Source organism: Chryseobacterium sp. KCF3-3, from assembly GCF_045865955.1.
Classification (GTDB): domain Bacteria; phylum Bacteroidota; class Bacteroidia; order Flavobacteriales; family Weeksellaceae; genus Chryseobacterium.
The window spans coordinates 1702534-1718863 of sequence record NZ_AP035792.1 but is presented as its reverse complement, the minus strand read 5'-3'; the positions used below and the strand labels follow the sequence as shown (position 1 = coordinate 1718863).

The 16330-nt window shown below is 35.0% G+C and carries 15 protein-coding genes; 5 read left to right on the top strand and 10 right to left on the bottom strand.

The window, feature by feature from the left end; translation table 11 throughout:
* Nucleotides 1-35: 35 nt before the first annotated feature.
* The 5 genes from ACKTTZ_RS07640 to mraZ form a co-directional block, all read right to left on the bottom strand.
* On the bottom strand, nt 36-1496 hold the full coding sequence (locus ACKTTZ_RS07640) for a UDP-N-acetylmuramoyl-L-alanyl-D-glutamate--2,6-diaminopimelate ligase (RefSeq protein ID WP_407848172.1): 1461 nt from the start codon (nt 1494-1496) through the stop codon (nt 36-38).
* A 45-nt stretch (nt 1497-1541) separates the two neighbouring features.
* Entirely contained in the window at nt 1542-3533 is a 1992-nt protein-coding gene (locus ACKTTZ_RS07635) for a penicillin-binding transpeptidase domain-containing protein (RefSeq protein ID WP_034693893.1), read from the bottom strand.
* Nucleotides 3517-3882: an FtsL-like putative cell division protein gene (locus ACKTTZ_RS07630; RefSeq protein WP_002981890.1), complete on the bottom strand. Its 366-nt coding sequence runs from the start codon at nt 3880-3882 to the stop codon at nt 3517-3519. The genes ACKTTZ_RS07635 and ACKTTZ_RS07630 overlap by 17 nt, the downstream gene beginning before the upstream one ends.
* Nucleotides 3883-3981: 99 nt before the next feature.
* Nucleotides 3982-4875 (bottom strand): 16S rRNA (cytosine(1402)-N(4))-methyltransferase RsmH, encoded by an 894-nt coding sequence (rsmH, locus tag ACKTTZ_RS07625; RefSeq protein WP_034693889.1) that lies wholly within the window; start codon nt 4873-4875, stop codon nt 3982-3984.
* A 51-nt stretch (nt 4876-4926) separates the two neighbouring features.
* Nucleotides 4927-5385 (bottom strand): division/cell wall cluster transcriptional repressor MraZ, encoded by a 459-nt coding sequence (mraZ, locus tag ACKTTZ_RS07620; protein WP_041461948.1) that lies wholly within the window; start codon nt 5383-5385, stop codon nt 4927-4929.
* Between the two features lie 272 nt (nt 5386-5657).
* Between mraZ and ACKTTZ_RS07615 the strand changes: the two genes are divergently transcribed.
* From ACKTTZ_RS07615 to ACKTTZ_RS07605, 3 genes are all read left to right on the top strand, one after another.
* Nucleotides 5658-6419, top strand: coding sequence for an alpha/beta fold hydrolase (locus tag ACKTTZ_RS07615; RefSeq protein ID WP_253317963.1), 762 nt, complete (start codon nt 5658-5660; stop codon nt 6417-6419).
* 62 nt (nt 6420-6481) lie between these two features.
* Nucleotides 6482-7105: a ribosome biogenesis GTP-binding protein YihA/YsxC gene (gene yihA, locus ACKTTZ_RS07610; RefSeq protein WP_034694211.1), complete on the top strand. Its 624-nt coding sequence runs from the start codon at nt 6482-6484 to the stop codon at nt 7103-7105.
* Complete coding sequence (locus tag ACKTTZ_RS07605; RefSeq protein ID WP_034693884.1) at nt 7098-7547, top strand: GNAT family N-acetyltransferase; 450 nt, start codon at nt 7098-7100, stop codon at nt 7545-7547. Before yihA ends, ACKTTZ_RS07605 begins: the two co-directional genes overlap by 8 nt.
* 216 nt (nt 7548-7763) lie before the next feature.
* Here the strand turns inward: ACKTTZ_RS07605 and ACKTTZ_RS07600 are convergent, their stop codons facing one another.
* From ACKTTZ_RS07600 to ACKTTZ_RS07585, 4 genes are all read right to left on the bottom strand, one after another.
* On the bottom strand, nt 7764-8831 hold the full coding sequence (locus tag ACKTTZ_RS07600) for a type I restriction endonuclease (RefSeq protein WP_034693883.1): 1068 nt from the start codon (nt 8829-8831) through the stop codon (nt 7764-7766).
* A gap of 124 nt (nt 8832-8955) precedes the next feature.
* Nucleotides 8956-9621, bottom strand: coding sequence for a response regulator (locus tag ACKTTZ_RS07595; RefSeq protein WP_034693881.1), 666 nt, complete (start codon nt 9619-9621; stop codon nt 8956-8958).
* Nucleotides 9622-9633: 12 nt separating this feature from the next.
* Nucleotides 9634-11223, bottom strand: coding sequence for a tetratricopeptide repeat-containing sensor histidine kinase (locus ACKTTZ_RS07590; protein WP_034694209.1), 1590 nt, complete (start codon nt 11221-11223; stop codon nt 9634-9636).
* Nucleotides 11224-11395: 172 nt separating this feature from the next.
* On the bottom strand, nt 11396-11575 hold the full coding sequence (locus ACKTTZ_RS07585; protein WP_156106400.1) for a hypothetical protein: 180 nt from the start codon (nt 11573-11575) through the stop codon (nt 11396-11398).
* A gap of 363 nt (nt 11576-11938) precedes the next feature.
* Between ACKTTZ_RS07585 and ACKTTZ_RS07580 the strand changes: the two genes are divergently transcribed.
* Entirely contained in the window at nt 11939-12778 is an 840-nt protein-coding gene (locus ACKTTZ_RS07580; RefSeq protein ID WP_407848166.1) for a hypothetical protein, read from the top strand.
* 73 nt (nt 12779-12851) lie between these two features.
* Nucleotides 12852-14639, top strand: coding sequence for a metallophosphoesterase family protein (locus ACKTTZ_RS07575; RefSeq protein WP_407848164.1), 1788 nt, complete (start codon nt 12852-12854; stop codon nt 14637-14639).
* A gap of 415 nt (nt 14640-15054) precedes the next feature.
* On the opposite strand, the gene ACKTTZ_RS07570 is transcribed toward ACKTTZ_RS07575, so the two are convergent.
* Nucleotides 15055-16131, bottom strand: coding sequence for a phosphatidylinositol-specific phospholipase C1-like protein (locus ACKTTZ_RS07570; protein WP_407848162.1), 1077 nt, complete (start codon nt 16129-16131; stop codon nt 15055-15057).
* Nucleotides 16132-16330 lie beyond the last annotated feature (199 nt).

The following is a 16330-nucleotide window of genomic DNA, read 5'->3' as shown; positions in this document are numbered from 1 at the left end:
ATTTTTAAATCTTTAAATGAATTCAATCTTTCAATCTATTTGGACATTAATTTCCAGAGCTCATTAATTACTTCTTTGTCGTCAAAATGGTGTCTCACACCATTGATCTCCTGATAAGTTTCGTGCCCTTTTCCGGCAACTAAAACGATATCTTTGGGTTCTGAAAACTTTATGGCCATTTTTATAGCCTCTTTTCTATCCGGAATTGAAGTGTATTTGCTGAAGTTCTGAGGTTCAACTCCTGCTTCAATTTCTTTGATGATCTGTGCAGGATCTTCTGTTCTCGGATTATCTGAAGTGATGATTGCCAAAGTTGATTTTTTGGTGGCAATATTTCCCATTTCAGGTCTTTTGGAGTGATCTCTGTCTCCTCCACAACCGAATACAGTGATTAATCTTTCGTTTTTGGTTCTGATATCGTTGATGCTGTCCAGAATGTTTTCCAAAGCGTCCGGAGTGTGTGCATAGTCTACGATAAAGAAAATTCCACCATCGGATTTGAACGTTTCAAATCTTCCGGAAACTCTTTTTAATTTGCTGATAGCCTGAAGAATTTCATCCTGCTCGAAACCTAGTTCTTCAGCAATTCCGAATACAAGCAGCAAGTTGTATACATTGAATTTTCCGGTTAATGTCGTCCAGAATTCTTTTCCGTTGAAATTCAACAGCATTCCGTTGAAATCTACTTCCAATAATTTCCCGTGATAGTCTGCCATGGTTTTCAATGCATAAGACTTCTTTTTAGCCTTAGTGTTCTGAAGCATGACGTTTCCATTTTTGTCATCTACATTGGTGACGGCAATGGCTGTATCTTCTAATTGGTCGAAGAATCTTTTCTTAGTTTTTAAATATTCTTCGAAAGTTTTATGATAATCTAAATGATCATGAGTAAGATTGGTAAAGCCCGCTACTTTGAAATGTAATCCTTCAATTCTGTTTTGGGCAATTCCGTGTGAGCTTACTTCCATGAAGGCAAATTCACAACCTTTTTCTACAGCCTCGGCCAGAATCCTGTTGATCGTAATCACATCAGGAGTTGTGTGGGTAGCCGGAATAATTTCTTCACCAATTCTGATTTCAACAGTAGAAAGTAAAGCGGCTGGATATCCAAGGTTTTTAAAAACGTCAAAAAGAAGGGTAGAAACAGATGTTTTTCCATTCGTTCCCGTAACTCCTATCAGTTTTAACTTCTCTGAAGGGTTTCCATAGAAGTTAGAAGCAAGATGGCCTAAGGCTTTAGATGAATCTTTTACCTGAACATAGGTTACATTTTCCACCAATGTTTCAGGGAATTCTTCGCAAACAATTGCGGCAGCTCCTTTTTCAATAGCAGATGCAATGAATGAATGACCATCCACCACTGTTCCTCTCATGGCAATGTAAAGAGAGTTTTCTGTAACTTTTCTGCTGTCGATCACCAATTCAGTCACCTCACGGTTGTTATCACCGTGGATTTCCAATACTGGGATTCTGTTTACTAATTCTGTTATTATCATCTTTATCAATAAGGCATTGCCTTATTCTGTTTTAAATCCTTGTTTTTAATTCTGCAGAGACAAATAAATTCTCTGGTTCTTACTAATCGTTGTGCCTTCCAGAGGGAATTGTTCTTTAATTCTTCCTACTCCTTTATAATCGACACGGTAGCCTAAGTTTTCCAGCTGCGGGATTACATTTTTCCCGATTAATCCTACCACATTAGGCATTTGCTTATCATTGACTGCTACTTTAACATTAGGCTCAACCATTTTGCTCAGGTTTACCTTTTTGTCTACCAGCATTTCTTTTTCAATATTCTGAGGCGTTTTCAGGAATGTTTTTCCTGCAATTTCTTTAAACACCGGTGCTGAAACGGAACCTCCATAAAATCCTTTTGCGGTATTGGGCTCGCTAATCATGACATAGCATGTATATTTTGGAGCGTCAGCCGGATAGAATCCTGCAAATGATGCACGATATTTCATTGGACCAGGCAGCCAGTATTCAAATCTTGCGGTACCTGTTTTTCCTGCCATTTTCAGGTTGGGAGTAAAGATGCTTCGTCCTGTTCCTTTTTCTACTGCTTTGGTTAAAGCGCTGGTCATCATTTTAATCGCTTTTTCAGAAGCCATCTTGTTCACCATTACTTCAGGTTTTGCGTTGTACATTACTTTACCGTCTTTCATGATTTTATCAATGAATAAAGGCTTAAGCATTTTCCCTCCATTGGCTACTCCATTATAGAAGGTTGTCAACTGCAGCAGGTTGATGTTGGAAGAATACCCGTAAGAAATAGAAGCCAGTGTTGCGGCATTCCATCTTTTATTCTGTGGGGTTACGATCTTCGGTTTTGTGATTCCCGGAAGCTCGATGTCCATTTTATCGAATAATTTCCAACGTTTCAGGTGATCAAGAAAAATCTGAGGCTTTTCTGCATAATACTTTGTGATGAGCTTTGACGTTCCTACGTTACTGGACTTTGCCAATACATCACTGATATCGTATGTTCCTCCTCCGTGTCCGTCAGAGATTCTCTGTTTTGCATATACCCAGACTCCGTTTCCTACGTTTACCGTTGTGTTTTCATCGATGAATCCATCGTCCATTGCTGCCAGAAGCGAAATGGTTTTAAATGTAGATCCGGGCTCGATATTATCTTTCAGCGCATAGTTGTAAGAGTCTTCGTATTCTCCTTCTTCTGTTCTTCTTAAATTTACAAGAGCACGTACTTTTCCGGTTTCCACTTCCATCACAATGACAGTTCCGTGTTTAGCTTCGAAATTAATCAGCTGCTTTTCAAGGGCGGAATGCGCAATGTCTTGAATTCTAAGGTCTAAGGTTGTATAAACATCTTCTCCGTCTACCGGTTCCTGAACTTTCCAGAAGTCGATCGGTTTCCATTGGGAAGAGTTGATTCTTTGCTCCAGTCTTTTACCGTCTGTTCCGGTTAAATATTTTGAGAAAGCACCTTCCAGTCCGGATTTAAGTTCTCCGTTATCCATACCGATAGTTCCGGCTCCGATTTCTGAAGTAGCCAATTCTCTTTTATAGTTTCTGTCAACAATAAATCCGCCTTTATTTTTTCCTCTTTTGAAGATCGGGAACTTTCGGATTCTGTCGTATTGATCGAAATCCAATCCTTTTACCAAGGTATAATACTGGTTTTTCTTTTTCTTCTGCTCATCAAACTTCTGTCTGAATTCTCCTCTGGATTTTCCGAACATTTTGCTCAGGGAATCCGTCAGTGCTCCGATATTATTGGAGTACACCGTATCTTTCATTGTTTTGAAATCAAGATAGATGTCATATCTCATCACCGTTGTTGCAAGGATAGAACCGTCAGAAGCAAACAAGTTACCTCGGGCAGCTTTTAAAGTGGCTTCACGATAGTTTTTATTAATGTAATCATCTTTAATTTCCTGGACATTGGTATTCTGAAGAATAACAATCCTTGCCAAGAACATTACAAACACGCACAAAGCTACCACTGCAAAGAGGTAGCCCCATCGTAACGTTTTCTTACGTTTATTGTCGTATTCATTTTGCTTTTGCATCTGTACTGTCCAGTTTTATTAGCAATTTGTGAGGGTGGTTTTCCAGGGTCATCAATGAATCCCGGGCAACTTCTTTCCCCAGCTCTGATTCCATTTTTACTTTGATCAGCTTACTCTGGGCGTAAGCGTTTCGTGATTTGTATTCTTCTGTTTCTTCCTTTAAGGCGTTTACAATTTTTATTTTTTTATTGACGAGATGGTTGGTATAAATCATGGCCATCATCAGAACGAACAAGAGGAGAAAATACTTGTAATGTATTTTGATCTCATCACGATTCAGAAAGTTTCCTTTTATAATGTCTATAAAAGTGAGTCTTTTCTGGGGGCGATTTGTTGTTCTTTTAGCCAATTTATGATGTCAATTTGCTTTGTAGTGAATGTACGTTGTGTCAATGGTCAACTTTATTTTGTTAAATGATTCACTATTGACAATTCGCTTATTCACATTTTATACTTTTATTCCTGTTCTCATCTTGGCACTTCTTGCTCTTGAGTTTTCTTCGATTTCCTGATCATCAGGAATGATTGCTTTACTCTTTATCAATTCGAATGCCTTTTTATAATTTCCGTAGATATCTCTTTCCGGTTCTCCTTCGAACATTCCGTTTTTCAGGAATCTTTTTACCAAACGGTCTTCCAGAGAGTGGTAAGAAATAACGACTAATCTTCCTTCCGGTTTTAAAACATTATAAGCCTGAACCAGCATTTCTTTCAATACTTCAAGTTCCTGGTTGACTTCAATTCTTATCGCCTGAAAAAGCTGAGCATAGAATTTATTAACCTTGTGAGGTGGAATGTAGCTGAACAATTTTTTCAGATCTTCCGTAGTATCTATACTTTTAGTTTTTCTGTGGTGAACAATTTCTCTCGCCAGCTTTCTTGCTTCTCTTAATTCTCCATAGTGATAGAAAAGGTCTGCAAGTTCGCTTTCTTCATATTCATTAATCACTCTTTTGGCATCCAGATTCTGCATTACATTCATTCTCATGTCCAAAGGAGCATTGCTTCTTGTAGAGAAACCTCTGTCTGCTTCATCAAACTGGTGAGAAGACACCCCTAAGTCTGCCAAAACACCATCCACTTGTGAAATGCCATACATCAGCAATGAGTTTTCCAGAAATCTGAAATTCTGATTTACCAATGTGAAACGTGGATCATCAATTGTATTTTTAAGTGCATCCAGGTCCTGATCAAAACTGAACAATCTCCCTTTGTCGGAAAGTCTGCTCAAGATTTCTCTTGAATGGCCTCCTCCTCCAAAGGTGCAGTCCACATATATTCCGTCAGGATTCGTCACCAAATCATCAACACTCTGCTTCAACAAAACGGGGTTATGATACATGCTTAATTGTGTTTTTTATTTACTATATAATCAATTAATAACCTACTACAGTTATTCTTCATCGAAAGAGCCCATCACATCTTCGGCAAGGCTTGCAAAATCTGCTTCGTTGGTAGCAATTACCTTTTCATAGGCATCTTTATCCCAAATCTCAAAGAGTTCTCCTGCACTGGTAATCACAATATCTTTCTGAAGATTTGCGAAAACCGTAAGGTCTTTAGAGATCTGTAGTCTTCCTGCATTATCCAACTCTACTGTTTTTACTCCTGCCGTAAACATTCGTATGAAATCAGCATTCTTTTTTATGAACCTGTTCAGTTTATTAATTTTACCCATCAGTTTGTCCCATGCATTCATAGGATAAACTTCCAGACAAGGTTGGAACACAGATCTTTTGACTACAAACGCCTTATCGTCGAAGTTTTCCATCTGTTTGATTAAAGATGAAGGAACTTTTAAGCGGCCTTTGTCGTCAATTTTACACTCATATGTCCCAATGAAATTTTTCATTTGGGACAAATTTATATAATAATTTCCAAAATTTCCCACTTTTTCCCACTTTTTGACTCAATGTTAATAAGTTTTATTAAAGATTGAATTTCAATAATGTAAAATGCTGATATGAAGATACTTGTTGAAAGTGCTATTTACGCCATAATAAAGCCGTTTTGAAAAAAAAAGTTAAAAAGCAGAATATTATATTATTTTTATCTTAAATTAGGATAATCAAAATTTTTTTGAGGTTTAATTTGTATTTTTGCAGGGCTTTATTAAGGCGTTTTATGATATTTAGTACAAAAAAAGAAAAGAAATATTCCTATGTAGAAGCGGGAGAAGGACATCCATTAGTGCTGTTGCACGGGTTAATGGGTGGTTTGAGTAATTTCGATAAAATGGTAGATTTTTTTTCGGATAGAGGCTTCAAAGTATATGTTCCTCAGTTGCCGATCTATGATCTGCCGGTACTCAATACGAATCTTACCACTATTGCAAAATATATTATCAAGTTTATAGAAAGTCATATTTCTGGTCCGGTAACTATTGTAGGAAACTCAATGGGAGGCCATGTAGGACTTATATTGACTTTAGCAAGACCTGATCTGGTAAAGAATCTTGTTCTTACGGGAAGTTCAGGGCTTTATGAAAGAACTTTCGGAGACAGTTTTCCGAGAAAAAATGACCGTTCTTATATCAGAAAGAAAACGGAGGAAGTTTTCTACGATCCAAAGGTGGCAACAGAAGATCTCGTAGATGAAGTTTTCGGGGTAGTAAACGATAGAATGAAAGGAATAAAAACAGTAATGCTGGCAAGAAGTGCCATCAAACACAATATGCTGAATGATCTTCCGAAGATTGTGACACCTACCTGCCTGATCTGGGGTAAACAGGATAATGTTACTCCTCCTGAAGTGGCAGAAGATATGCACAAGTTTATTCCTAATTCCGACTTATTCTGGATTGATAAATGCGGCCATGCTGCCATGATGGAAAAACCGGATGAATTCAATGAGATCCTGTATAACTGGATAAAAGATAAAGTTTAAAACATATAAATGACCATTAAGAGCTTTTCTTAATGGTTTATTTTTCTAAAATACATTCAAAAATGATTATCAAGACAGCAGAGTTTGTAAAGAGTAGTGGAAAATGGCAGGAATGTCCTGAACCAAATATTCCCGAATATGCTTTTATCGGAAGGTCGAACGTAGGAAAGTCATCACTGATCAATGCAATGATGAATCACAAAGATCTTGCTAAAACATCACAAACCCCAGGAAAAACCCAGCTGATCAATCATTTTTTGGTGAATGAAAACTGGTATCTTACCGATTTACCAGGATATGGCTATGCAAAGGTTTCAAAAGTTCAGCGAAAAGATTTTGAAAAGCTGATCACCAATTATATTCTGAACAGAAGAAATCTGGTTAACCTTTTTGTGCTGGTAGATGTAAGACATACTCCGCAAAAGATTGATCTGGAATTTATCCAATGGTGTGGAGAAAGTGGAATCCCGTTCTCGATTGTCTTTACCAAGGCAGACAAACTAAAGCCGAATGCAGTGGTCAAAAACGTAGAAGATTATAAGGCTGAACTTCATAAAACATGGGAAGATCTTCCTGAACTGTATATCACCTCAGCAGAAAAGAAAGAAGGTGGAGATAACATTCTTAATTTTATACAGAAGACCAATGATTTTTTAACCCATAATAATATAAGTTTCGATGAGTAATATTGTCTGGAAAATCAAAACGTTTGATGAGTTTACTGTTCCTGAATTATACGCAGTACTAAAAGCCCGTATTGATGTTTTCGTGATTGAACAGAACTGTCCTTATCCTGATCTGGATAACTATGATCAGAAAGGTGTTCATATCTGGGCGGAAGAAGATGGACAGGTTTTGGCTTATTGCCGTGTATTTGACAAGGGGATAAAATATGATGAAACTTCCTTCGGCAGAGTTCTGACAACAGAGCAGGCAAGAGGGAAAAGTTTGGGAAAACAGCTGATACAATATGCTGTGGAAACTATAGAAAACCGTTTTCATACTTCTGAAATCAAAATATCGGCACAGGATTATCTTTTACGATTTTACAGCGGCTTCGGATTTGAAGATACAGGAAAGAAATATCTGGAAGACGATATTCCGCATACGGAAATGATAAGAAAGTAAAAAGGTATCTCAAACGAGATACCTTTTTTCGAACTGTATAAAATTATATTGGGTGTTATTAGTTTTTTTCATCATTTCTTACATCAAAAGTAAGACTATTGAGAAAACTGACCTTACGGAAAACCGTAATGGATTAAATAATTCCTAAATTGCCGCAAAATATATTGCAACTTTTTGCTTTTTCTACACTTTTAGATGTAGCTTTGGAGTATACTTTTAATAGTTTTCTAGCGTTTTATGAAGCTCTTCTCTAAAGTTATAAATTTCATCTAGGTTATTTAATAATACTTTCTCTCCTGCATCCTTACCATTGTGAAATGTTTCAATGTATTTGTTAGCCGTATTGAAATGTAGTCTACAAAGGGGTTTTCTGTTATTATCATCAAGTAGAATTCCAAAATAAGATAATGTGTCTCTGTAAGCGATGCGTACTGCGGGAATTTTTTCTCGCATAATAGCTTTCACAATCTGAAATCCTTCAAGTTCTTCTTCAGTAGTCACAATTTTAGAATCATTATTTTCATCTATAGGTTGGGATGGTTTTATATCTTCTTCCTGTTTTTCAATTTGTTCATTGATATTTAAAGCAGATTTAAGTCGGAAACTTATAGATTCATTAATAGACGTTGCTAATGCTTTTTTTGTATACTCTTTAAAAGAAAGCATTCTGTTAGCAGTCATTGGTTTTTCAAAGAACCTTCCAACCAACAGTTTTACAATTTCATCAGATGGAGATTCTATTTCTTTTTCAAACTCTTTTCGTATGGCTTTAATATATTTCAAGGCTTCAGCTGAGTCTAGAATATTCTCCAGATTGTAGTCTTTTTTAGTAAAGCTTTCTAATATCTTAATTGAACTGTCTTTTAGGTCTTCCATATTGATGGTGAAAAATGGTTTTTCATCCATAATATTAGGTTTTTCAAGATCTGTATAAAAATTATATACAATACCATTTGTTAGAACACCAAATCTTGTTTTAGAAACATGATAATATCTATGAAGTTGAGAATTGTGAGCGTCAGCACTTTCTTTCCAATGCTTACATTCAATTATAAAAATAGGCTCATCATTATTTTTAATTACATAATCCACTTTTTCTCCTTTCTTGGTTCCGATATCACAAACATGTTCAGGAATAACTTCGGTAGGATTAAAAATATCATAGCCTAGAATTTGTATAAAAGGCATTACAAAAGCATTTTTTGTTGCCTCTTCTGTTGCAATTTGATCTTTTAATCCTGATACTTTTTGCTGTAATTGCTCAAGTTTAATTTTAAGGTCCATTTTGTTAGTTTTGTTTATATTCCAAAAATATCATCCATTAAAATAAAATCCTTACGGAAAGCCGTAAAACAAAAAAACCTTCCAAAAATGAAAGGTTTATATACAAGAGAGGTTACGGTAAAGATTAAATAATTCCCAAATCTTTACAAAAAGCAACAAGCTGTTCATTACTTGTTATCTGAAGATCTTCTTTCATACTGTTCAGTTTTTTCTCTACACTGCTTAAACTATTGGGTTTAATATCGTTATTTTGGAGATAAACAGGGATGTTTTTCTGTAAAACTCCCTGAGACAAAAGAGATACTAAAGTAATGTCATAGGTGGAAAATTCGTAATTGTTGAGCTTTTTTACTTCCTGTTTAAGATCCAGTGAAAGATAATTTTCGTCTACATACGTTGAAGCAATTGCTTTTTTAAGTTCTTTTGAATCATTTCTGGCTTTACGAACAAAACCATTAATTCCATATTCGTTAAAAAGGCTGTCTATCACCCCGGATCTATGTTCTGCAGAAAAAACAATGACTTTCAATGAAGGATGCAGTTCTTTAATGGTCTTTATCAGCTCTTTTCCGTCTTTAAGATTTTGTATATTATGGTCTTCTTCAAAAGAAAGATCTGTAATTAACAAATCATAAAGATCATCTTCACGAATGGATTTTTGAATTTTAGCTAATGCATCATCACAATAATAGACATAATCTGTGTTGGAAATACTAAGGTCTTCTAATGTTTTCTGTACAGAAATACTACTGCTTTCGTGATCTTCAGCTATTAAAATTTTTTTGAACATTCTTTTTCTTTTTTAAGAAGCAGGAAATGAAATATAAATTTTCAATCCCTTTTCGGTTTCAGTGTCAAAAATAATTTCTCCATGGATAGCTTCAATACGGGAATCCGTATTTGTTAAACCATTTTTATAGATAATTCCTCCCGGAATACCGATTCCATTGTCTGTATACTGAATTTGTATATAATTATTTTTTCTTTCAAATTTAAAAGCAACAAGGGTAGCCTGACTGTGTTTTTTCATATTGATCAGAAGTTCCCGCATCACCTGATAGATTTCTTCCCGGGTAAATTCTTTCAGTGTTTTCCATATATTTTCATCATTTCCGGCAAGGTAAGTCTTTACATTTTCATTATTAAAAGATGCGATAAGAGTGGATATTCTCTTACTGAACTCAGATTTATTTTCGGAGGCAGCTTTCTCATAGGAAATATCTCTTGACTTTTCATATACAAACTCCAATTCGTCAAGTACTTTTTCTTTATCAAAATCTTCCTGGTTTTCAATCTTGGTCATTACCTGATAAATTCCGTTGGCTACTACATCATGAATTTTCTTGGAAACTTTTAGCTGTTGTTCTTTTAACTTATTGTCGGATTCCAAAAGCATGGTCTGCTTACGTTTTTTATACCAAAAGAAAGCACTGATAATAAGGGCAAGCGTTCCTAAACTGATACTTATAATTAAAATATTCTTTTTAGTAAGTTGATATTCCTTCTGAGCTAGCCCTTTCTGAAGCAAAAGATTTTCAGCTTTCTTTTTTTCTACATCAAATTCTATCAGAGCAAATCTGTTTTTTGCTTTATCTCTTGATAATTGAATGCTGTCATTAAGTTGTTGATATTCTGTAAAGTAACCTTGCAGGTGTATTCCTTTGTCATTTTTTACCAGAAAGTCAAGAGCCTCTAATCTGTCATTGGGGTTTTTGACCGCCTTTGCCAAACGATATTTTTCATTGATATGATACAATGCTTTAGTCTTATCTAAGCGTAGATAATATTCAGCAAGATGAGAATGACTGGATATGAGACCAGATTTATCATTGACTTTTTGTCTTAAAACAACTGCGGCTAACAAGCCTTCTTCTGCCTTATAATTATTATTTTCAAGCCAGCTGATATAATTGTAATTATCTAAAATCCGGGCATAATCAATCTCGTTTTTTTGCAGTGTTTTATTCTTGAGAAGAGATTGGTAAATATTGATGGCCTGCGGGTAGCTTTTCAGTTTTCCGTAGGCGTCAGCAATATTATTTTTGATCGTGATTTTCTGAAAATTATCCGAACTTACCTGTAAAGCTTTATGATACCAGTTGAGAGCCTCAGAATAATGTTTGAGATTTTTTTCGGATATCGCAAGGTTATTATAAATGGAAGGAAGATAGGCGGAGTCTTCAGGAAGTTTTAAAAAGGATAATGCATCAATAGCTCTTTCATTACTGCTAAGATAATCTCCGATATCATTCAGTATAATAGCCTTCAAGGTTAAACAGGATGCAATATTAGCGGAATCATTCTTTAGCTTATAGATACTTTCCGCTTTTGAAAGGAGTGTGAATGCCTTTACATTATCATTATTGTATAAAGAAGCTGCTTCATTGTACATTTTGTCCGCTTCAGTTGAAGGGGCCTTTACCGGAGGATTCCTGTTTTCGGAAAAATTACAGCTAATGAATAAAAGAAAAATTCCTAGAAATTTAAAACCAGCATACATGATAATAATTGATAGCAACTAAAGGTATTAAAAAAAGGACAATTTTCATTGCCCTTTTGTTTAATTATTTTTTTGGAGGCAAAATCTGTCCTGTTTCGCCGCTTGTGTCTTCTGGTGCCATTCCTACTGTTCCGGTTGAAAGGTTCATTGCAGGGGATTCGTAATTGTTGTTATCCGTTGTTGAAGTATTGGCATTATTATCTGAAAATGCTAATCCTAATAGCATCATTATAATTTGGATCATTTCCTTTAAAATTTTCGAAGTTGAAATCGTATTTCTTCCTCTCACGAAGTATTTATCGCAAGCTGTACACTGTTAAAATTTCGAAGCGCTTCTTAATTTTTTAGGGAAGTGAACCTTTAAAAACGGAGAAGAAACATCTGCTTCCCAATCCGGAGTTTAATCTCTGTTTTCTCTGGTTTTTCTGAAATCAGTTTTTTAATGTTTTTTGTTGATTTCTGAAGCAAATTTGCAGCAAAAAAGAAGAGGGATGTTAGACAAAACATAGACATCGATAGACAGTAAGTAAGCGTGGAGTTATTACGGAAATCCGTAATGTGGTGTGATTGAAAATCATCTACTTTGTAATGCCCGAAAACACTGTATATGTCCAAGAAAAAACTACTGATTAATGAAGTATTTGAGCAGGCAAGGAGAGAGTCAGAGAAAACCACAAAAAGTGGACTGGCTACTTATCTGCATCTTTGTTTTATTGATAACCTGAAATTCTACGATATTTCAGAGAAAACCTTCATACGGTATTATGAAGACTTTGTAGAAGGAAATAGTCTCAGGAATATTGAATCTGAGAGGCTGAATAAAATGAGCCAGTATATCGGCTATAAAGATTTTACAGAGTTTTCAAGGACTTTTATCAAAAATGATGAAAAAAAAAATCTGACCACCGTCAAAATAAGTGTGGATCAGGATGAGGAAATTATATCAGAAAGACTTTCAAAAATCAATATAAATATCATTAATGAACAACACTTTAAAATGCCTGAGTTTGTCAGACAGAACAGTTTTGGCCTTGTTGGTATATTTATGCTCGGAGGTTTTTTAATTGGCAATTATTATTGTTCATCCGGGAATAGAAATACATATAATCCATTCAGTTTTTTGACTCTGCCTGCCATTGAAAAGAATTGTATGTGCTGGGATCAAAATGAATATAAGTTGACGGACTGCAAGGAAGAAAATCCCATGTTGAATGTTATTCCTAAAGATATAATCCGGATTAAATACTTTAAACGTATTACAAGAAAGGATACTCTTACAGTGGAGAATGCCCTGGGGAAAATATGGTATTCAAAAGTCAATGGGGAAGTTGAATTTTTTACCATGGATGGAATTGATCCTGAAAATAAAAAGGAACTAAAACCGGCCACTGAATACATCATTAGAAAATATTCCGGGAAAAAACCTGAGATGAGCCCTTCAGAATAAATTTCCTTCACAATAATTTAAAATTCAATTAAAGCAATTCCTTATCTATTCCTGTAATTTCGTCTTTTTTAAGATGAATAAAATAATAATCTCCTTTTTAACTGTTGTATTTTCATTTTCCTACGCACAGAAACCTGTACAGATTGCTTTTCTTTCAGATGTGCATTTCCAGGATTTGTACGGAAGTTTTTCGGATAACAATTTTAAAGGAATTATAAATCCCAAAACAGGAAAACCAACGATTCTGAGAACGATGGATTCTCAATTGCATTCCACAAGAATCTTCAATGAGAACTATTTTGCATTTCTCAAGGCTTTGGATGATATTGTGGAGAAAGGAATTAAAATTGTAGCCATGCCCGGAGATTTTTCGGATGATGGCCAGGCTTATAACCTTCGAGGGCTGCACACTATTTTAGAACAGTACCATAGAAAGTATGGAATTCGTTTTTATTTAACGACCGGAAATCATGATCCTGTTGGACCCTTTCGGAAGGATGGAGGGAAAGATGATTTCCTTGGGCAAAATGGAAAGCCCTTAGGAGTTTATAGCACAGAAAGTGTCAGTAAATCAACAGATAAAGTCATTACAAAAGATATTGCAGAATCCGGATATCTTGAGATTTTAAATGAATTAAAAAACTTTGGGTTTTATCCCCAAAAAGAAGACTTGTACTGGAGCACTCCTTTCGATCGGAATTCTTTTAAAAACTATACGTACAAAAAAGGGTTACAGTCTGCAGCGTATTCCAAAAGAATGTATGAAGTGGCTAAAGGTTTTTTTGTTCCGGATTTGAGTTATGTTGTTGAGCCTGTGAAAGATGTATGGCTTATTGCTATTGACGGAAATACTTATATCCCGAAAAACATCAATGAACGCCCTGAAAATGCTTCAAACTATAAAGGAGCGAGTATTGGTTATAATAATGTACTCACAAACAAACAGCATTTAATCCAATGGGTAAAAAAACTAGCTGCTGAAGCAAAGAAAAACAATAAAACCCTTATTGCATTTACCCATTATCCTATGATTGATTTCAATGATGGAGCCACACAGGAGATTCAAAATTTATTGGGTGAAAAAAAATGGCAATTGGAACGTGTTCCCCAGGAAGAAGTAGCAAAAGTGTTTGCTGATGCGGGTTTGCAAATTCACTTTGCAGGTCACATGCATATAAATGATACAGGAATAAGGAAAGCAGGGGATAATATTTTAGTGAATGTTCAGGTGCCCTCATTGGCGGCTTACTTGCCGGCATATAAAATTCTGACTATACAATCTCCTGAGAAGATGGAAGTTCAAACCGAAGTTTTAAATGAAGTTCCTCGCTTCGATGAGCTGTTTGCTTTGTATGAAAAAGAATATGAGGCCTTACAAAGTAATGCAGATAAAATGCTTTGGAATAAAGATATTCTAAAGACAAAATCCTATCATGATTTCATGCTTTTTCATTTAAAAGAACTGGTTCGTCTTCGAATGATTCCGGATGACTGGCCAAAAGAGTTTATTGAAAAGGCTAAAGATTTAAATGGGGAAGATCTTCTTTTACTTATTCAAAATAAAAATCAGTTGAATGAGAAGCAAATCAAATCAGAAACTTTTAAAAAATGGTCTTTTGATGATCTGTTATTGGATCTATATAAATTTCAATCGGCTGATGAAATTGCAAAAAAAGACATTCCTGAGGAAAGGCTGAAACAGTATCAGCTATTGGAAGACCTGTACAAAGAAAACAACTCGAATGACCCATTGATTCAACAGTTAAAATCAGTTTTCAAAATCCTTTCATTACTTTCCCATGGAGATCCGGCAGACCATTTTGAAATAGATTTGAAGAGGAAAGAAATAAGGAAGCTATAAATCATAGGGCTTTATAAACATTCGGTTTATGCTGGTAGAATATTTGTGCCTATTTGTAAACGACAGTAGTGTTATCCGTGTTTAAAATAATTTGTCACATCTATCTATGATAAGATGTTTTATTTTTCCCACGGATTTCACAGATTTTCGCGGATGATTGCGCTTTATTTTCCTTGTGTTATTTGTGAAAATATTTGTGTTATTCGTGTTTAAAATTAAAATGCTTCGACTAAGCTCAGCATGACACTGCTAATACTAACTGCTTTAAAATACTTTGCAGAGAATGATTGCGAGAAATAGCATTCTTATTTTCCTTGTGTTATTTGTGAAAATATTTGTGTTATTCGTGTTTAAAAACAGAAAGGCTGCCCAATCAGACAGCCTCCTCAATTATAAATCTAATAGCAAAACAGGACTATTTTCCTGTCACGGGATTCATTCTTTCATAAGTGTTGTTGTCAAAACTTACCTTATAATTGGATTTGAATAATTTGCTGGGATAATAATAATCTGTTGTAATAATTTGTGCACCACTTTCTTTGGCTTTCTCAAATCTTGAATAGTCTTCCCTTCGTGCTTCCATGGTATCTGCATCAGCTCGGGTACGGATGATATACCCTTGTTTAACCAGATTTTTTATGGTAGTACCGTCTTTTTGAGGTTCATTCATAAACAAAACAGCAGCCTCAGCAGTTCCCGGAGTAGAATTGGTAAAAATCATTCTCCCTTTCAAGGAAAGATGATCTTTGATATATAAATCCCTGTTTTCCCCGTTATTATCCATTACAAAAAGGAATTTCCCTTTTACGTTTTTTACTTTTGGCCAGTTTTTCTTTACAACAGCTTCATTCAATGTTGAATAAGAACCGCGGATATCGTCCGGAGTGATTATTTTATCTTTTCCCAGATACTTTTTCAATTCATGATCTAGGTCATCAAAAAGTTTTGAAGTATAATGTTCCGGCTCTGTTCCGAACTGATTAGCTTTTCCATCTTTGGGCTCAAGGGTGATAAAAACCGGATCATGATCATGATGTTGATCTGACCATTTTTTCAAATCCTTCAAACAATCTTCTAATGTATAATACCAGGTTTGATAATCAATATCTGTAACATGAATCATTTTATAACCCGGCTTTTTCATTTTACCTTCCGGATCAAAAGGTTCGGTTGTCTTTACCAGATCCAGAATTTTCGGATGGGCATATTTTCCTCCTTTACTATCTGCATACACATCAATTTCCAGATTTCTCAAGCCCAGATCAAGTTGCTGTGGAATGGGAATGTGTTTATACTGAATCCTCGGTAAAACATTCAGAGTATCTTTTTGAGATAAATAACTGTACACCTCAGGAAGGATAGCCTTTTTATAGGAATTATGAGAGCCAATGACCTGAATTTCATTAATTTTTAAATCATTGAGATTGTTAGATTGTGACCAAAACAGGTTGAATGAAGACAAACAGATACTCAATAGAACAGCCTTTTTCATTTCGATACATTTTAAAGACGAAATTAATGACTCTTTACAGGTAACTACCTGTATATTATGTTAAGTAATTTTTAAAATTCTGTAAATTCTGAAAAATTTAATGTCCATAAATATTTGATTTTTAGTCTGTTTTTATTATCTCAATTTGAGATATTTATATATTGTTGACTTTAAGATAATATTATGTTAAAATAGATTT